At 34.3% G+C, this 18,581-nt stretch carries 18 protein-coding genes; 11 read left to right on the top strand and 7 right to left on the bottom strand.

What is annotated here, in order from left to right:
* Positions 1-50 precede the first annotated feature (50 nt).
* Entirely contained in the window at positions 51-992 is a 942-nt protein-coding gene (locus LX95_RS07340; protein ID WP_111540787.1) for an NAD-dependent epimerase/dehydratase family protein, read from the top strand.
* A 2-nt stretch (positions 993-994) separates the two neighbouring features.
* Here LX95_RS07340 and LX95_RS07335 read toward each other — a convergent pair whose 3' ends face one another.
* The 4 genes from LX95_RS07335 to LX95_RS07320 form a co-directional block, all read right to left on the bottom strand.
* Positions 995-2,140, bottom strand: a complete 1,146-nt coding sequence (locus tag LX95_RS07335; protein WP_111540786.1) for a methionine aminotransferase — start codon at positions 2,138-2,140, stop codon at positions 995-997.
* 83 nt (positions 2,141-2,223) lie between these two features.
* Positions 2,224-2,970 (bottom strand): succinate dehydrogenase/fumarate reductase iron-sulfur subunit, encoded by a 747-nt coding sequence (locus LX95_RS07330; protein ID WP_111540785.1) that lies wholly within the window; start codon positions 2,968-2,970, stop codon positions 2,224-2,226.
* Between the two features lie 75 nt (positions 2,971-3,045).
* The gene (locus tag LX95_RS07325) at positions 3,046-5,049 is read right to left on the bottom strand and encodes a fumarate reductase/succinate dehydrogenase flavoprotein subunit (RefSeq protein WP_111540784.1); all 2,004 of its coding nucleotides are present in this window, start codon (positions 5,047-5,049) and stop codon (positions 3,046-3,048) included.
* 11 nt (positions 5,050-5,060) lie between these two features.
* Positions 5,061-5,723: a succinate dehydrogenase cytochrome b subunit gene (locus tag LX95_RS07320; RefSeq protein WP_111540783.1), complete on the bottom strand. Its 663-nt coding sequence runs from the start codon at positions 5,721-5,723 to the stop codon at positions 5,061-5,063.
* A gap of 192 nt (positions 5,724-5,915) precedes the next feature.
* Here LX95_RS07320 and LX95_RS07315 point away from each other — a divergent pair, with 192 nt between their 5' ends.
* Positions 5,916-7,208, top strand: coding sequence for an aminopeptidase P family protein (locus LX95_RS07315; protein ID WP_111540782.1), 1,293 nt, complete (start codon positions 5,916-5,918; stop codon positions 7,206-7,208).
* A gap of 132 nt (positions 7,209-7,340) precedes the next feature.
* Here the strand turns inward: LX95_RS07315 and LX95_RS07310 are convergent, their stop codons facing one another.
* On the bottom strand, positions 7,341-8,894 hold the full coding sequence (locus LX95_RS07310; protein ID WP_317047022.1) for a serine hydrolase: 1,554 nt from the start codon (positions 8,892-8,894) through the stop codon (positions 7,341-7,343).
* Between the two features lie 47 nt (positions 8,895-8,941).
* Between LX95_RS07310 and LX95_RS07305 the strand changes: the two genes are divergently transcribed.
* Positions 8,942-9,715 (top strand): alpha/beta fold hydrolase, encoded by a 774-nt coding sequence (locus tag LX95_RS07305; RefSeq protein ID WP_111540781.1) that lies wholly within the window; start codon positions 8,942-8,944, stop codon positions 9,713-9,715.
* A 121-nt stretch (positions 9,716-9,836) separates the two neighbouring features.
* Positions 9,837-10,634, top strand: a complete 798-nt coding sequence (locus tag LX95_RS07300; RefSeq protein ID WP_111540780.1) for a hypothetical protein — start codon at positions 9,837-9,839, stop codon at positions 10,632-10,634.
* Between the two features lie 290 nt (positions 10,635-10,924).
* On the opposite strand, the gene LX95_RS07295 is transcribed toward LX95_RS07300, so the two are convergent.
* Positions 10,925-12,253 (bottom strand): aspartate kinase, encoded by a 1,329-nt coding sequence (locus tag LX95_RS07295; protein WP_111540779.1) that lies wholly within the window; start codon positions 12,251-12,253, stop codon positions 10,925-10,927.
* 101 nt (positions 12,254-12,354) lie between these two features.
* Here LX95_RS07295 and LX95_RS07290 point away from each other — a divergent pair, with 101 nt between their 5' ends.
* The 3 genes from LX95_RS07290 to LX95_RS14865 all read left to right on the top strand — a co-directional run bounded on the left by LX95_RS07290 (position 12,355) and on the right by LX95_RS14865 (position 14,236).
* Complete coding sequence (locus LX95_RS07290; protein WP_111540778.1) at positions 12,355-13,011, top strand: hypothetical protein; 657 nt, start codon at positions 12,355-12,357, stop codon at positions 13,009-13,011.
* Between the two features lie 291 nt (positions 13,012-13,302).
* Positions 13,303-13,887, top strand: a complete 585-nt coding sequence (locus LX95_RS07285; protein WP_111540777.1) for a hypothetical protein — start codon at positions 13,303-13,305, stop codon at positions 13,885-13,887.
* A gap of 151 nt (positions 13,888-14,038) precedes the next feature.
* The gene (locus LX95_RS14865; RefSeq protein ID WP_111540776.1) at positions 14,039-14,236 is read left to right on the top strand and encodes a PLDc N-terminal domain-containing protein; all 198 of its coding nucleotides are present in this window, start codon (positions 14,039-14,041) and stop codon (positions 14,234-14,236) included.
* Positions 14,237-14,307: 71 nt separating this feature from the next.
* On the opposite strand, the gene thiL is transcribed toward LX95_RS14865, so the two are convergent.
* A complete protein-coding gene (gene thiL / locus LX95_RS07275) occupies positions 14,308-15,363 on the bottom strand; it encodes a thiamine-phosphate kinase (protein ID WP_111540775.1) in 1,056 nt (351 codons plus the stop codon).
* A 218-nt stretch (positions 15,364-15,581) separates the two neighbouring features.
* Between thiL and LX95_RS07270 the strand changes: the two genes are divergently transcribed.
* The 4 genes from LX95_RS07270 to sufC are packed head-to-tail and all read left to right on the top strand — an operon-like array spanning position 15,582 to position 18,575.
* Positions 15,582-15,911: a HesB/IscA family protein gene (locus tag LX95_RS07270; RefSeq protein ID WP_111540774.1), complete on the top strand. Its 330-nt coding sequence runs from the start codon at positions 15,582-15,584 to the stop codon at positions 15,909-15,911.
* A gap of 19 nt (positions 15,912-15,930) precedes the next feature.
* Positions 15,931-17,379 carry a Fe-S cluster assembly protein SufB gene (sufB, locus tag LX95_RS07265; protein WP_111540773.1) on the top strand — a complete coding sequence of 483 codons (1,449 nt, stop codon included), beginning with the start codon at positions 15,931-15,933 and terminating at the stop codon, positions 17,377-17,379.
* An 11-nt stretch (positions 17,380-17,390) separates the two neighbouring features.
* A complete protein-coding gene (locus tag LX95_RS07260; RefSeq protein ID WP_111540772.1) occupies positions 17,391-17,807 on the top strand; it encodes a hypothetical protein in 417 nt (138 codons plus the stop codon).
* 9 nt (positions 17,808-17,816) lie between these two features.
* Entirely contained in the window at positions 17,817-18,575 is a 759-nt protein-coding gene (sufC, locus tag LX95_RS07255) for a Fe-S cluster assembly ATPase SufC (protein WP_111540771.1), read from the top strand.
* Positions 18,576-18,581: the final 6 nt, after the last annotated feature.

Genomic DNA, 18,581 nt, shown 5'->3' with positions numbered 1-18,581 from the left:
TTTGAAAAGGAAAAACAATTGTAGAATACATTTAAACTTTCAGATTTATTATGGCAATAAAGACTTTAATTATAGGAGCTTGCGGGCAAATAGGAACAGAACTTACATTGGCATTGCGTGAAAAACACGGTAATGATAATGTCATTGCAAGTGATATTCGTGAAGGGAGTGAGTCTTTAATGTCATCTGGTCCTTTTGAAACTTTAGATGCAACCAATTACAAAGCCATTGAAGACATTGTCATGCATTATGAGATAGATGAGGTTTATTTAATGGCGGCAATGTTAAGCGCTACGGCAGAAAAATTCCCAATGCGTGGTTGGAATTTGAATATGGACTCTCTTTTTAATGTATTGAATTTAGCTAAAGATAAAAAGATAAGTAAATTATTTTGGCCATCGAGTATTGCTGTTTTTGGTCCGTCAACACCTAAGTTTGATACGCCACAAACAACCGTTATGGAACCAACAACCGTTTACGGAATAAGTAAACAAACCGGAGAACGCTGGTGCGAATACTACCATAATAAATACGGTGTAGATGTAAGAAGCATTCGTTATCCTGGTTTAATTAGTTATAAAACCTTACCTGGTGGTGGTACTACAGATTATGCTGTAGAGATTTATCACGAAGCTTTAAAAGAAGGAAAATATACATCATTTTTAAGTGAAGATACTGCTTTACCAATGATGTTTATGGACGACGCTATTCGAGCAACCATTTCATTGATGGAAACTGAAGCCGATAACTTGAGCATACGTTCTTCTTATAACCTTGGCGGAATTAGTTTTACTCCAAAAGAATTAGCTGCAAGTATTCAAAAAGAGATCCCAGAATTTACCATTGATTACGCTCCAGATTTTAGACAACCTATAGCCGATTCTTGGCCTTCAAGCATCGATGATTCTCAGGCTCAAAAAGACTGGAACTGGAAACACGAGTACGACATCAATAAAATGACCAAAACTATGCTAGACGGTTTAAGAGATTAAACTTATAGTTTATTTATAATCTCAGCAGCAGCTTTTAGAGTTTCTTCTTTTTTAGCAAAGCAAAACCGCAACATGGAGTCATCTTGTTGATTTTTATTAAATACAGAAACAGGAATAGTAGCTAAACCTTTTTCTTTAATTAATCGCAAGGCAAAATCTGTGTCTTTTTCTTGGGTTATATTTTTGTAAGAAGCCGTTTGAAAATATGTGCCTTGGCTGGGGGTAAACGTTAAGCGTGAGTCTTTAATTAACGATAAGAACAAATCTCTTTTTTGCTGATAAAATTCTGCTAAGCCTAGATAATGCTGTTCGTTTTGTAAATAAGCATTAATGGCTACTTGCATTGGGTGATTCACGCAAAATACATTGTATTGATGTACTTTATTAAACTCTGTCATGAGTTCTTTTGGCGCTACGCAATAGCCCAATTTCCATCCCGTCACGTGAAAGGTTTTCCCGAAAGAATACGTGATAAAAGAACGTTCGGCTAATTGTGGGAATCTAGCTACGCTAAAATGTTTTTGATTGTCATAAACCAGATGCTCATAAACTTCGTCACTTAAAATAATAATATTCGTACCCTTAACCAACTGTTGTAATTTTTCTAAATCTTTTTGCTGTAGTATTTTACCACTAGGATTATGCGGAGAGTTAATGATAATCATTTTAGTTTTAGAAGAGATTTTTGCTGCTACTTCTTCCCAATCAATTTGGTAATTGGGTGCCTGCATTTGAATAAGCACGGGTTTTCCTCCGTAAAGCTCAATGGCAGGTTCATAACAATCGTAAGCGGGTTTAAAAACGATTACTTCATCTTCAGCTTTTACAAAAGCAGAGATCGCTGTAAAAATAGCCTGTGTTGCTCCCGCAGTAAGTGTAATGTCGGTTTCGGGTTGGTAGTTACTTCCGTAAAGTTTATTGAGTTTATAACAAAGGGTCTGGCGTAAAGAGAAAATCCCCTGCAAAGGTGCGTATTGATTTTTGGCTGAATGTATTGCTCTCGTTACTTCCTCTAATAATATTGGATCTGGACTAAAATCTGGGAAACCTTGAGACAAGTTAATGGCTTTATGCTCGTGCGCCAGTTTGCTCATTTTTGTAAATATAGTTGTTCCTAGATGAGGTAATTTAGAGGTGGGAAGTTTCATGAAATTGATTTTGCAGAAAAGATAAAAACAAAAAACCCCAATTTCAAAAGAATTTGGGGTTTTAAAATATAATTTAAAAAGGATTATCCCTTGCTTGTAGCACTCATATATTCTCGGTTCATGCGAGCAATATTCTCTAAAGAAATTCCTTTAGGACATTCAATTTCACAAGCACCAGTGTTACTACAGTTTCCGAATCCTTCTTCATCCATCTGTCTAACCATCGCTTGTACACGCTCGGTAGCTTCTATTTGCCCTTGAGGTAATAAAGCGTATTGAGATACTTTAGCCGATGTAAATAACATAGCACTTGCATTTTTACAAGCGGCAACACAAGCTCCACAACCAATACACGTAGCGGCAGCAAAAGAGTCGTCTGCATTTTGTTTATTTACAGGAATGGCATTTGCATCTACCGTATTACCAGAAGTATTTACAGATACGTAACCTCCTGCTTGCTGAATGCGATCAAAAGAACCACGATCTACAATTAAATCTTTCACTACTGGGAAAGCTTTTGCTCTAAAAGGTTCAATAGTGATGGTATCACCATCTTTAAATGAACGCATGTGTAATTGGCAAGTAGTAATTAAACGGTCTGGCCCGTGAGGCTCCCCGTTTATTTGTAGAGAACAAGAACCACAAATTCCTTCACGACAATCGTGATCAAATTCTACAGGCTCTTCTCCTTTGGCTACCAATTCCTCATTCAGTACATCTAGCATTTCTAAGAAAGACATGTCTCCTTCGATACCATCGATAGGATAATCTATCATCTTTCCTTTGGTCTTGGCATTATCTTGGCGCCATATTTTTAATGTAAGTTTCATATAGTTTAGATTTTAGTATTGAGTATTGAGTATTGAGTCGCTATTATGTAACATCTCATTTCTCAACACTGGTATCTATTTATAACTTCTCGTTTTTAGCTCAATATTGTTGAACTTTAATTCTTCTTTATGCAATTTCGCATCACGCGGATTTCCTGTGTACTCCCAAGCAGCAACGTACTTGAAGTTTTCATCATCTCTTAAGGCTTCTCCTTCTTCAGTTTGGTATTCTTCTCTAAAGTGACCTCCACAAGATTCGTTTCTATGTAAAGCATCTTTAGCAAAAAGTTCTCCAAGTTCTAAGAAATCGGCTACACGACCAGCTTTTTCAAGCTCTGCGTTTTTATCACCAGATTTACCAGTAACTTTTACGTTAGCCCAAAAATCTTCACGTAAAGCTTTGATTTCCTCTAAAGCATCTTCTAAATCTTTAGCGTTTCTAGCCATTCCACATTTGTTCCACATGATCTTACCTAAAAGTTTGTGGTAGTGATCTACAGAGTGCTTTCCGCTAGCATTCATTAAACGATTAATTCTATCAGTAACATCTTTTTCTGCAGCTTCAAATTCTGGAGAATCGGTAGAGATTTTTCCTGTTCTAATATCTTTAGAAAGGTAATCACCTATCGTATATGGAAGTACAAAATAACCATCTGCTAAACCTTGCATTAAGGCAGAAGCACCAAGTCTGTTAGCACCGTGATCAGAGAAGTTTGCTTCTCCTGCAGCGTAACAACCAGGAATGGTAGTTTGTAAGTTATAATCTACCCAAAGACCTCCCATCGTATAATGTACCGCAGGGTAAATCATCATTGGAGTTTCGTATGGATTCTGATCTACAATTTTTTGATACATTTGGAAAAGGTTACCGTATTTAGCTTCAATAACTTCTTTTCCTAGTTTTGTAATTTCTGCTTCCGTAGGGTTTTTATGTCCTGAAGTAAATGCTTTCTCTTTTCCGTAACGCTCAATAGCACTAGCGAAATCTAAGTAAACAGCTTCTCCGGTTTTATTCACACCATAACCAGCATCACAACGCTCTTTTGCAGCTCTAGAAGCTACATCACGAGGTACTAGGTTACCAAAAGCAGGATATCTTCTTTCTAAGTAATAATCTCTTTCGTCTTCGCTTAAATCGGTCGGTTTCTTTTTACCTTCACGAATAGCAATTACATCTTCTTTTTTCTTCGGAACCCAAATTCTTCCATCATTACGAAGAGACTCAGACATCAAAGTTAATTTTGATTGATGATCTCCCGATACAGGAATACAAGTTGGGTGAATTTGTGTATAACAAGGGTTTGCAAAGTAAGCTCCTCTACGGTGAGCTCTCCAAGCAGCCATTACATTACTTCCCATAGCGTTGGTAGATAAGAAGAATACGTTACCGTAACCTCCCGATGCTAATACCACCGCGTGAGCAGAATGACGCTGAATTTCTCCAGTGACCATATCTCTGGCAATAATACCTCTCGCTTTTCCATCAACCAACACTAAATCCATCATTTCATGACGGTTGTAAGATTGAATTTTACCACGATTTATTTGACGGTTCATCGCAGAATAAGCTCCTAATAAAAGTTGTTGTCCTGTTTGCCCTTTCGCATAAAAGGTACGAGAAACTAGTACTCCTCCAAATGAACGGTTATCTAAAAGACCTCCATATTCTCTAGCAAAAGGAACTCCTTGTGCTACACATTGGTCAATGATATTACCTGATACTTCCGCTAGACGGTAAACGTTAGCTTCACGAGAACGATAATCTCCACCTTTTACCGTATCATAAAATAAACGGTAGTTAGAGTCACCATCTCCTTGATAGTTTTTTGCGGCATTAATACCACCTTGAGCGGCAATTGAGTGTGCACGACGCGGAGAATCTTGGTAACAAAACGTTTTTACGTTGTAACCTAATTCTGCTAACGTAGCTGCAGCACTACCACCTGCTAATCCGGTACCAATAACAATCACATCTATATTACGCTTGTTGGCTGGGTTTACCAGATCAATTTCGTTTTTGTGTTTAGTCCATTTATCGGCCAAAGGACCTTCTGGTATTTTTGAGTCTAAAATTGACATAATCTTACGTATTATAGTTGATTAATATAGTGAAATAGTGCTATAAAAATAAACCCTAATGGTATAATGATAGCAAAAGCTTTAGTGAAGCCTTGTAGTCCTTTTGAATACTTATTATTGAATCCTACCGACTGAAAAGAAGAGGCGAAACCGTGTAGTAAGTGTAACATTAAAAAGATAAACGACACTACATACAAGATAACTCTCCATAAGTCTTTAAACTTTACAATGGTTTCTTCATAGTATCTTGTAGGATCTTCTGGTAAACCGTGTATGTATTTGTGAGAGATTTCTGGAAACCAAAAATCATAAAAGTGAAGACCTAAGAAAGCTAAGATTACTGCTCCAGAGTAAATCATGTTTCTAGACATCCAGCTAGAGTTAGCGTTTCCATTATAGTTTTTATAGCCTACACCTCTTGCATTACGGTTTTGAATTTCTAAGATGAATCCCATAATAAAATGGAAGATCACTCCAAAAATTAAAACTGGTTGTAGTAATGCTTGTACCACAAAGTTATTTCCCATAAAATGAGATAACTCGTTAAATATATCGGGGCTAATGACCGATGTAAAGTTAATGGTAAAGTGTTGTAATAAGAAAAAGACAAGAAATAGTCCTGAAAGAGCCATAGCAAATTTTCTTGCTACAGACGATTTTATAATTCCACCCATTGGTTTTGGTTATTTAAATAAAATTTATACAAAAATACATGGGTATTGGCTTATAGACAAACTTTAGCGTCTCTTTGATGCTATTTAGAATTAGTATTAACAAGTTTTTGCTGCTGTTAGGCTAAAGTTAATTTAATCGCTTAGAGTTTTTATTCAATTAGGATTGTTTATTTTTGAAAAAATTCAAGTTTTATGAGATATCAACCTATTAAGAAAGATTTATTTATAAAAAATCGCAAGAACTTTATGGCTCAAATGAAGCCATCGAGTATAGCGATTTTTAACTCTAACGATATTTATCCTATTGGTGCAGATAGCACCATCCCGTTTCAGCAAGATAGAAATCTGTATTTCTTAAGCGGAATAGACCAAGACAGTAGTATTTTACTACTTTTTCCTGATGCTCCTAAAGAAAAGCACCGTGAAATTCTTTTCTTAACGGAAACCAACGAACACATTGCTGTTTGGGAAGGAGAAAAGTATACCAAAGAAAAAGCCTTTGAAGCTTCTGGTGTAAAAACGGTGTACTGGTTAAAAGATTTACATAAAGTATTGCACGAGATAATGTCACAATGCGATACGGTTTACATCAATACGAACGAGCATTACAGAGCTAATGTAGAAACTGAAACTAGAGAAACTCGTTTTAATAAGTGGTTATTAAAAAAATACCCTGCGCACCAAACGGCAAAAAGTAATCCTATTTTACAGCGTTTACGTTCAGTAAAAGATCCTTTAGAAATAGAGGTGATGCAACAAGCTTGTAACATAACTGAGAAAGGATTTAGACGTATTCTTGATTTTGTGAAACCTGGCGTTTGGGAATATGAAATTGAAGCTGAGTTTATGCACGAGTTTCTACGAAATCGTTCTCGAGGATTTTCTTACACCCCTATTGTGGCTTCGGGGCAAAACGCTAATGTTTTACATTACATTGAAAACAAAATGCAATGTAAAGAAGGTGAGCTTATTTTATTAGATGTAGGAGCGGAATATGCTAATTATTCTAGCGATATGTCTAGAACGATACCAGTTTCTGGTCGTTTTACTAAAAGACAAAAAGAAGTTTACAATGCGATTAATAAAGTAAAAAATTTAGCACAAGATATGTTGGTGCCAGGAACATTCTGGGAGCAATATCACGTAGAAGTAGGGAAGTTAATGACTTCAGAGCTTTTAGATTTAGGTCTTTTAGATAAAGCCGATGTGCAAAATGAAGATCCAGATTGGCCAGCGTATAAAAAATACTTTATGCACGGAACTTCTCACCACATTGGTTTAGATACGCATGATTATGGAATCTTACACGAACCCATGCAAGCCAACCAAGTGTTTACTGTAGAACCAGGAATTTATATTCCTGCAGAAGGATTCGGAATTCGTTTGGAAGATGATTTGGTTATTCAAGAGAAAGGATCTCCGGTTAATTTGATGGGTAATATTCCTATTGAAGCCGAGGAGATTGAAGACTTAATGAATCAATAGTTATTATTCAATAGTATAAAAAGCTATTTGAGAAGTTATGAAAATCGTTATTCTGAAATAAGTTCAGGTTGACGAAAATTAACTTCTCAGATAGCTTTTTTTTATTCTGTTTTCGCTTCCGCGGAAGCGAAATTATTCTTTAGCTCTTTTTAAGTATAAGTCTCCAAAATCGAAACTAAAATCGGTGATAGGAGCGATGTATTTCATGGTGGCAGAGTGTGCTTTTCCATGTTCATCTAGACTGAACAATACAAACACATCGGCATCAAAACTTCTATTTTTCCATTTAGCCACATAGGTTGTCGTGTTATAAGGAAGCAATTCTGCTGTAAGCTCTGGATTTCTTTCAGAAGTAATTTTTAAATTCTTACCTTCTTCAGTAATATGAAATTTACCCAACCAAGCATCTTTGTAGGTTCCTGTAATTTGATTAGCGTTTAAAACTTTATCACTTGAACTAAATTTTTCTACTTGTTGATAAACCGCATTTTTAATGCTGTCATTTTTTGCTATCCAATCTGAGTTCCTTTTACCGTATTTTTCCAGCCAATTTCTGTCCTTATATCCCAAATAACTATCTTTTACGGTATTGGTAATGGTGCTAAAAGCGCTACCAATCATTTGATTAGTAAGTACCACAATCCCTAAATCCAATTCTGGAATTAAAGTAAACTGTGTTACTGTTCCTAATAAACCGCCCGTATGAGTTACTTGTTTGTAACCTCCTTTTACATCACTCACAAACCAACCTAAAGAATAACCCGAAAAATGAGTGTCATAAGAATTATTTTTGCTTACAGGTAATGGAGTTTGTAATTGCCATAATTCGTGCATTTGCTCTTCACTTAATATGCGCTCTCCATTTTTAGTCACGGCATCATTCATTAAAAATTCTGCCCAAGTAAGCATATCGGTTACGTTACTCATAATCCCTCCTGCAGGATTGGCAAGATCACTCCAATCATGCGGAATTTGAATTACTTCTCCTTCTGTTCTCGTATGGGCGTCGATGATATTAGATTTATCGGTCACTCGGCTATAAGCAGCTTTACTGTTCTTCATTTCAACAGGTTGTAAAATACGCTCTTCGATAAACTCTTCCCAAGTTAATCCGCTTGCGCGGTGAATCACCTCACCAGCGATAATAAACATGTTGTTGTTGTATTTAAATTCACTTCTAAAAGAACTTTCGGGCTCTAATTTGCTAACATTTGCTAAAACATCATCAATAGTAAAATCTCCACCTTCAGGGAAAAACATAAGATCTCCCGCTCCAAGACTTAAACCGCTGCGATGCGTTACTAAATCTCTTACTGTAAATTCTTCCGTGACAAAATCTTCTGGCATTTTAAATTCTGGAATGTGTTTTCTCACCTTATCATCCCAATCTAATTTTCCCTCATCCACCAAAATTGCCAAAGCAAAGCACGTAAAACCTTTACTGTTAGAAGCAACACCTACAAGTGTATTTTCGTTCATGTCTTTATTGTTGCTTAAAGAACGAACACCGTGGCCTTTGGCGTAAATCACCTTACCCTCTTTTACGATCCCTACAGATATTCCGGGAACATCAAATGTTTCTAAGGTATTTTCAATTAACCGATCTAATTTTTTTTCTTTTATCTGCGCCGTAAGTGTAAAACTAAATAAGCAGAAGCTTAGCGATAAGATTTTTAGCATTTTCATAGAGAAATATTGTTTTTTAGGATAAGAAAAGAATCTATTTTTGCCGCATGCAAAAATTTATACCTTACAAAAATATACAAATTGCCTTTACGGCTCAAGGAAAGGGAGAGGCAATCGTTTTATTGCACGGTTTTTTAGAAAACTCTACGATGTGGGAAAATGTAATTCCTGCTTTAGAAAAAAACTATCAAGTCATTACGATAGATTTATTAGGGCACGGAAATACCGAACGTTTGGGTTATATTCATACCATGGAAGAAATGGCGCAAACCGTCTCTTACGTTCTTGATCATTTGCAGATAGAAAAAGCTTCTTTTTTGGGACATTCTATGGGCGGTTACGTAGCTCTCGCTTTCGCGGAATTATTTCCGTTAAGAATAAAAAAATTATTGCTCTTAAATTCTACACCCTTAGCCGATTCTCCCGAACGTGTTGATAACAGAAACCGAGCGATACGCTTAGTAAAGCAAAATAAAGATGCTTTTATAAGTATGGCGATTACCAATTTATTTGGAAAAGAAAGCCGAGAGCAATTGAGGGAAAAAATTAATGCATTAATAAAAGAAGCGCAACAACTCCCTACTGAAAATATTGTCGCCGCTATGGAAGGTTTAAAAACTAGAAAAGATAGAACACATATTTTAAAAATCTTTACGGGAGAGAAAATATTCTTGGCAGGTGAAGAAGACGAAATTGTTCCTTTAGAAAGCTTACAGCAACTCGCAAAAGAAACCAATACTCAACTTAAAACCTTTAGAGGCGGACATATGACACATTTAGAAGCAAATGAGGAGTTGTTGACGTTTTTTAAAATCGATTAAAATCAAATAACTTAGGTTAATTTTATTTTTTCCTTAAAACTTTGTTAAGTTTTTTCATTTACATTTACAGCCGTGTTTGGTTAAGTAGCTAAATTTTAATGTAAATGTATAAATTAAACAAATGAGTAATAATAAATTTGATAAATTAATAATGAAAAATAAACTTAATTATATACCGTACTTATTATTATCGGCTTTAATCATTTCTTCTTGTACTTCAAAGAAAAATTATGAAGATAATTCAAATCAATCTTATTTAAATGAAGATTTAGAAAAACTAAGGTTAGATCATCAGAATCGCATAAATTCAACTGATAATTTTAAAACAATAGAAATTTTTTCTGATTCATCTTATGAGACAATTTCATATAATACTGATGATTTTAGTTTGCTTAAAACAAATAAAAATGGTACAAATAAAGTAATCTTCGAATATCCTGAAAATATTTTAAGTATGAGTTATGATAATATAAATGATTATTTTAGCTTATCAGATAGTAGAGACGATACCGACAAAATAATTGACGACATTAATTACATTGATAATAATAAAATAGAGATCATTGAAACTGTAGATGGAATAAGCTATGTTAAAACTGTAGTTTTTCCTTATGAAATAGAAAGTGTAGATGATGAAAATTTAGTTGGAAATATTAATTTATCTACCTCACTTCTACATAAAGAGTTGTTAAACATTGATCCAGATTCAAATAATGAGGATCAAAATAGTAAAGCTTGTCCTCCATGTGTAGGGCTATTAATTCTTGCAGTTATAACTGTTGCTAGTGATACTAATGAAACGAATAGTGAAAATTGTCAAGCAGCAATAAATGCAGCCCAAGCTAATTGTGCTAATCGTCCTGACAAATGTTTAGATTTCTCCAACGGTCCATGCAAACCTAAATGTGTAAATTGCTAAATCATAAGCTAGAGCTAACGAAGTAAATTATAGACTTCAATCGAAAGGGTATGATTAAATATTTATTAACTTAATTAATTCTTCCTTTAGTTGTTTTAGAATAAAAGTACTATAAAAATTTTTAAAGGATAATGACAGATTCTTTTTAGAAATAATTCACTTTTTTTTACTTCTTATTCTATAGCTATGGTTTGTTATTTAGTCTATCTAAATGAATTATAATTAAAAAACCAGCTCTTAAGAGCTGGTTTTTCCCTGTTTTAGTTGAAGTAAAAAGGGTTGGTTTTGGGTTAATGTACTAACCTTGCTGTGATAAAAACATACTGGTTAAGTAGTTGCAAGGTTGTAGCTTTGTCGGGGGTGTTTATAAGCAGTGATATATTATTATTACTGCCTCCATAAGCTATCATTCTTACGCTAACATCTTGTAAGATTTGAAATAGCTTAGGCGTGTCTTTATGGTGAACAATGTTGTTTCCCACTAAACAGACAATACTTTTGTTGCTTTCTACCTCTACAGTAGAAAATTTTTCTAGTTCAGAGGTGATTTCTTTAATATAAGTAGGTTGGTCTATGGTTAAAGATACGGCAATCTCTGAGGTGGTGATCATATCGATTGAGGTTTCGTACTTCTCGAAAATCTCAAATACTTTTTTTAAGAAACCGTGTGCAAGTAACATCCTTTCAGACTTTATTTTAATCACGGTAATGTCATCTTTTGCTGCGATGGCTTTTATGCCTTCTCCTTTTCTTTCGGTGGAAATTAATGTACCCAAGGCTGTAGGTTGCATGGTATTTTTCAACCTTACCGGAATATTTTTTTCTCTAGCAGGAATAACAGTTTGCGGATGCAATATTTTAGCACCAAAATAGGCTAATTCGGCAGCTTCATCAAATGAAAGTTGAGCGATAGAGGTGGTGTCTTCTACTACACGGGGGTCATTGTTGTGAAAACCATCAATATCGGTCCAAATTTGCACTTCTTTAGCTTTTAAAGCAGCTCCAATAATTGTGGCCGAGTAATCACTTCCGCCACGACGGAGATTAGAAATATTTCCGTTAGCATCTAAGCAAATAAAACCTTGGGTAACAAAAATTTGGTTATTGGGGTAACCTTTTAAAAGTCTGGTTAAGTTTTGTTGTATATAAAATTGATCGGGTTCATTTTCTCTATCTACCCGCATAAAATCTAAAGCAGAAATAAGAGCCGATGATAAACCTTGAGATTTAAAATAATGATGCACTAAAAGAGTAGAAAATAATTCTCCTTGTGCTAAAATTTTATCAGTAAAAGAATCTTGATAGGGACTATAAGAGTAACCTAATAATTGCGCAGTCATGGTATTAATATGATCTGCGACTAATTGATAAGTTTCATTTTCTTCTAGTAGTTGAAATGCAGTAGAAGTGTAATGATCTTTTAATTTTAAAATAAGTTGTGAAGCTTTTTCTTTTTCTTGATTTTGGATAGCTTCAGCAATAGAAACTAATGTATTGGTGCTACCGCTCATTGCCGATAAAACAACCACTTTAGGTCGTCCGTCATCAACAATTTCTTGTATTTTTTTAATATTTTGGATAGACCCTACTGAAGTTCCTCCAAATTTTAACACCAACATAGCATTTATTATTTGATTTCAAATATAGAATAGAGAAGGGTTGTTGCCTTAAAATTGTTTAAATTTGACTAATTTAACACAATATGTTATATAATTAACAAATGAGAACAATTGTACAATGCGTGGAAGAAATCTTAGTAAACCAATCTTTTTTGGAAGAAGCTTTGGAGCGAAAAATCATTAATTACAGTGCCTTAGCGGAAGAATTGCGAGCACCTATTAGCGAAATGTTGCGTAAGCCGGTAAAAGTGGGAGCTATTATGATGGCTCTTAGGCGTTACCAGACTCCATCTCATATTAAAAGTACATCTCATGTGAAAAAGGTGTTGAGGCAAATGGGGGATATCACATTGAGATCTAATTTGTATGCTTTTACTCTTAAAAATTCGGTTTCATTAATCGAAAGTCATAGCCTACTTTTAGATTATGTAGCTTCTAATCCGCATTTGTTTTATGCTTTTACTAGAGGATTGGTAGAAAGTAATATTATGATTTCTGGCTCTGAAAAAGAGAAAGCAGATAAGATTTTTAAAAATGAAATTATCCTAAGTAGACGAGGAAATTTATCGGCGATAAGTGTACAATTGCCACAAAATAATTATAAGATTGCAGGCTTGTACTATCAATTTTTTAAACACTTAGCGTGGAATGGGATTGCGGTTTACGAGGTGGTTTCTACAAGTAATGAGATTACTATTTTAGTAGAAGATAGTGTCATTGAAAAAGCTTTTAGCGTAATTAAAAGTTTGAAAAGTTAGAAAAGATATTCTTACTAACTAGTGCATCTGCTTTCATACTGTTGACTTGTTTTGAAGATAACAGCTTACCAAAGCAACCGACATAAATTTAAAGGTTATAAAGGTGGATATATTAGAGACCTCTGAACGAGATAAGTACAGTATTTAAGCGCACGATTAAAAACGGATAAATACGATAAACAGCAGTATTTTCTTCTTGAAATTTTGTTAGTTTTTTTTATTTTATTTTATTTGCAGCCGTGTTTGGCCAAGCATCCTAAATTCTAATATAAACTTATAAATTAAAAAAAAATGAGAAATTTATTTAGAAAGCCTTTTGCTATTTTGCTAATAAGCTTATTAATTTTTTCTTGTACTAAGAAAGAGAATAATATAAAAGAAAACGAATTGCAGTATAAAACTACATCGAAAACTTCACAGGATATTTTAGCTGAATCAATTAATAAAATCAATAAATATTATTCTGTTAAATTATCAAATGAAGATTATATTGAGACGGTAACTGTACAAGATGAAGAAGAACAAATATCTGAAATGAGCGTGGTGATTTTCAAAAATGAAAATACTATTTATGCTTCTAGTTTTAACTCGCAAACCAAAAAGTTTATAAGTGTAACCTCAAATCTAAAACTAAATGATGAGATTCATAATTTTACTATAAAAGGAGGAGATGAAGTCGACATTGAAAAACAAATTACATCGGCTCCATTATCGGACTGTAATGGAACAGAATCTTGTGAGGGTTGTCATTATAGAATTATGAAAGAAATAATTGCTCAAGATGGTGATAGTATGTATATGTGTGATAAATTAGGTGATGCATGTAATGATGCTGTAATGGTGGCCGCATTGGTTCATTGTTGGTATAGTCATTAAATATAGAGGTTAACAATCTCTTAATTTTACAATTATATATTAAGCTCTGAGGTATTAACTTAGGGCTTATTTTTTAATAACCTGAGTTCGATATTAGAAAAACTTAAACACCATTTGCTACCTAAGTCTGAACTCAGATTAAATATTATATATGAAGTTATTTAGTTTTATTTACATATTATTTTTACTATTAGTTTTTGCTGTTATGGTATGGGCTATAGTAGACATATTCAAAAGTAAAAATTTGCAACTTAGATATAAAGGAGTTTTAATGTTGGGAGTTGTATTTTTTCCTTTAATAGGGTCATTAATTTATTTTGCGTTTAAAAAAGAGTTTATAAAGAAGTAATGGATAAGCTAAAATTTAAAATCAGAAAAAAAATAATTTATAGTGTTTATGTTTTATAAATACAAAAAAAACTACTCATCATTAGTATCTCCAAATGTATTCCAGCCTTGGGCTTTCATTGGTATTTTTTGATTTCCTCTAGTCACTAAATGCATTCCTTCACGTTCTTCTGTCATATGACCGATGATGGTGAAATTTGGATTGCCTTTAATTTTATCGAAATCTTTTTGATCGACAGTAAACAAAAGTTCGTAATCTTCACCTCCGTTTAAGGCAATTGTAGTGCTATCTATATTAAACTCTTCACAAACTGAAATTACAGCAGGATCTAAAGGAATTTTCTCCTCAAAAAGATTAGCGCCCACTTTAGAGTTTTTGCAAAGGTGTATGATTTCAGAAGAAAGACCATCACTAATATCAATCATACTAGTAGGTTGTACTTCTAAAGCAGCTAATAGACTGGAAATGTCTTTTCTGGCTTCAGGTTTTAATTGTCTTTCTACTAAATATGAATAAGGTTCTAAGTCGGGTTGTGCATTAGGATTAACTTTAAATACTTGCTTTTCGCGTTCTAAAACTTGCAGTCCCATATAAGCGGCGCCGATATCACCAGTTACCACCAATAAATCATTAGGTTGGGCACCATCACGTTTAGTGATTTTTTCCGCTTCAGCTTTCCCTAATGCTGTGATGCTAATTACCAATCCAGAAGTAGAGGAAGTGGTGTCGCCACCAATGACATCTACGTTATATGTTTTTGCAGCTAAAGTTATTCCTGCATATAATTCTTCTAAAGCCTCTACAGGAAAACGGTTAGATGCCGCAATAGAAACTGTAAGTTGGGTAGCTTCAGCGTTCATTGCATATATATCAGATAAATTTACCATTACAGCTTTATAACCTAAATGTTTTAAAGGCATATAGGCTAAATCAAAATGTACGCCTTCCACAAGCATATCTGTAGTTACGACAGTAGCAAAGTTTTCATGATCGATGATGGCAGCATCGTCTCCAATTCCTTTAAGAGTAGAGGGTTGGTACAGCTCAACAAATCTAGTAAGATGGTCTATAAGGCCAAACTCTCCTAATTCAGATAAACTCGTTTTTGGGCTATTGTCTTCAGACATACAATTTGTAATAAGTTAACGTTATCAATATAAGGGTACAAAAATAATATTTTAAATACACTTGAGTGGGAAAAAAAGAACTTTCCTTAGAGAGGAGTTTCTATTTAGGCTATAACCAAACCCTATAAAACAATAACATATAATAATCTAGGCAAATATGGTATTCAGCACCTTAAATTGTATATTTGCAGATTAGATAGAATTAATTCAAACAAATTATGATAAAGGTTAGTCAGGAAGCTAAAGTAAAGTTAGCGAGTTTGATGGCAGAGGAAGGATTTGACGCCGAAAAAGACTATGTTAGAGTAGGTGTTAAAAGTGGGGGTTGTTCTGGTTTATCTTACGATTTAAACTTTGATCAAGCCCGAGTAGAAGAAGACAAAGTATTTCAAGACAATGGAATACAACTTATCGTAGATAAAAAAAGTTTTTTGTACCTCTTAGGGACCACATTAGAATATTCTGGTGGTCTTAACGGAAAAGGATTTATTTTTAATAATCCTAATGCACAAAGAACCTGCGGTTGTGGTGAATCATTTTCACTTTAATTTTTGAAGCAAAAAGATAATGAATAAGTTTACAGAAGACGACTTAAGAGAAGAGTTAAAAACCAAGGAATATGAGTATGGGTTTTATACCGATATAGAATCTGATACTTTTCCTGTAGGTTTAAACGAAGATATTGTAAGAGCTATTTCAAAGAAAAAGGAAGAGCCCGAGTGGATGACCGAGTGGCGTTTGGAAGCTTTTAGGGTTTGGGAACAAATGGAAGAGCCAGATTGGGCTAATGTACATTACGAAAAACCCAACTTTCAAGATATTTCCTATTATTCAGCCCCTAATAAAAAGCCTAAATACGATAGTATCGATGATGTAGATCCAGAGCTGTTAGATACGTTTAAGCGTTTAGGAATATCTTTAGACGAACAAAAGAAATTAGCTGGAGTAGCGGTAGATGTGGTGATGGATTCTGTTTCCGTGACAACGACGTTTAAGAAGACCTTAGCGGAAAAAGGAATTATATTTTGTTCTATTTCTGAAGCGATCAAAGAACATCCAGAATTGGTGAAGAAACATTTAGGAACCGTAGTTCCGCAGAAAGATAACTTTTATGCTGCCTTAAATTCAGCTGTGTTTAGTGATGGTTCTTTTTGTTACATTCCTAAAGGTGTAAAGTGCCCGATGGAGCTTTCTACTTATTTTAGAATTAACCAAGCAGGGACAGGACAGTTTGAAAGAACTTTAGTGGTAGCCGATGAAGGAAGTTACGTAAGTTATTTAGAAGGTTGTACGGCGCCAAGTAGAGATGAAAATCAATTGCATGCAGCGGTAGTAGAGCTTATCGCTTTAGATGACGCTGAAATTAAATACAGTACGGTTCAAAACTGGTACCCTGGTAATGCTGAAGGTAAAGGAGGGGTTTTCAATTTTGTAACTAAAAGAGGTTTATGTGAAGACCGAGCTAAAATTAGCTGGACTCAGGTAGAAACGGGTAGTGCGGTAACTTGGAAATATCCTAGCTGTATCTTAAAAGGAGATTATTCTATTGGAGAATTTTACTCTATTGCGGTAACTAATAATTATCAGCAGGCAGATACAGGTACTAAAATGATTCATTTAGGGAAAAACACGAAAAGTACCATTATTTCTAAAGGAATTTCAGCAGGAAAATCTCAAAACTCTTACCGAGGATTAGTACAAATAAATAGTAGAGCTGAAAATGCGAGAAACTTCTCCCAATGTGATTCTCTGTTAATGGGGAATGAGTGTGGAGCACATACTTTTCCGTATATAGAAACTAAAAACAAATCGGCTAAAGTAGAGCACGAGGCAACCACAAGTAAGATTGGGGAAGATCAGATTTTCTACTGTAACCAAAGAGGAATTGATACAGAAAAGGCAATTGCATTAATTGTAAATGGTTTTAGTAAAGAGGTGTTAAACAAACTTCCTATGGAGTTTGCTGTTGAGGCTCAAAAATTATTAGAAATTTCTTTAGAAGGATCAGTAGGATAAAAACTTAAAACATGAAAAAAGCATTTATTATCACCAGTTTATTAGCGGTTTTTCTTACAAGTTGTAAGCAAGATGCTAAAAAAGAAGAAGTAAAGGAAGCTGAAGCTGAAACTACTCAAGTGGAAGATTCTCAAAATAAAAATGGGATTGTAACCTTAAGTGGTGAGTTTATTTATGTGGCAGATGCAGCTGTATTAACAGGAAATAATTTTATTTATGGAGTGCAATTAGACTCTATGACGATGAAATTATCAGAACAGGTTAAGCCTCTTAAAAGAGAAGATTTTGATATGGTTCCTGTGATTGTAAAAGCAAAAGTAAAACCTAACCCTGCTAAAGAAGGTTGGGACGAGATTATAGAAATTAAAGAGATTTTAAAAGTTTCAGCACCAAAAGGAGAAGAAGCAATTAAAGTTAAAGGAAAATAAAATAAAGAGATGCTAAAGATAAAGAATTTACACGCAAGTGTTGAAGGAAAAGAGATACTTAAAGGGATAAACCTAGAAATTAATGCAGGAGAAGTACACGCTATTATGGGGCCTAATGGGTCTGGTAAAAGTACATTGGCTTCTGTAATAGCTGGGAAAGAAGAATACGAGCAAACAGAAGGAGAAATTATTCTAGAAAATGAAGAAATCTCTGAATTGGAAGCAGATGAAAGAGCACATAAGGGTTTATTTCTTTCGTTTCAATATCCAGTAGAGATTCCTGGAGTTTCGGTAACTAACTTTATGAAGACGGCTATCAATGAGACCAGAAAAGCTCAAGGTTTAGAAGATATGCCAGCGAAAGACATGTTAAAGAAAATCCGTGAGAAATCTGAGTTGTTAGAAATTGACCGTAAGTTTTTATCTAGATCACTTAATGAAGGGTTTTCTGGTGGAGAGAAAAAACGTAACGAGATTTTTCAAATGGCGATGTTAGAGCCAAAACTATCTATTCTCGATGAAACAGATTCTGGTTTAGATATCGATGCACTTCGTATTGTTTCTAACGGAGTGAATAAATTAAAAACTAAAGACAACGCGGTGATTGTAATTACACACTATCAACGTTTGTTAGATTATATAATCCCAGATTATGTACACGTTCTTCTTAACGGAAAGATTGTGAAATCTGGAGGAAAAGAATTAGCTCACAAGCTAGAAGAACACGGTTACGATTGGATTAAAGAAGAAGTGAAAGTAGAAAGCTAGAAACTA

The organism is Mesonia algae, from assembly GCF_003253545.1.
Lineage (GTDB): Bacteria > Bacteroidota > Bacteroidia > Flavobacteriales > Flavobacteriaceae > Mesonia > Mesonia algae.
The sequence above is the reverse complement of the archived record's forward strand: the minus strand, read 5'-3'. Positions and strand labels throughout refer to the sequence as shown.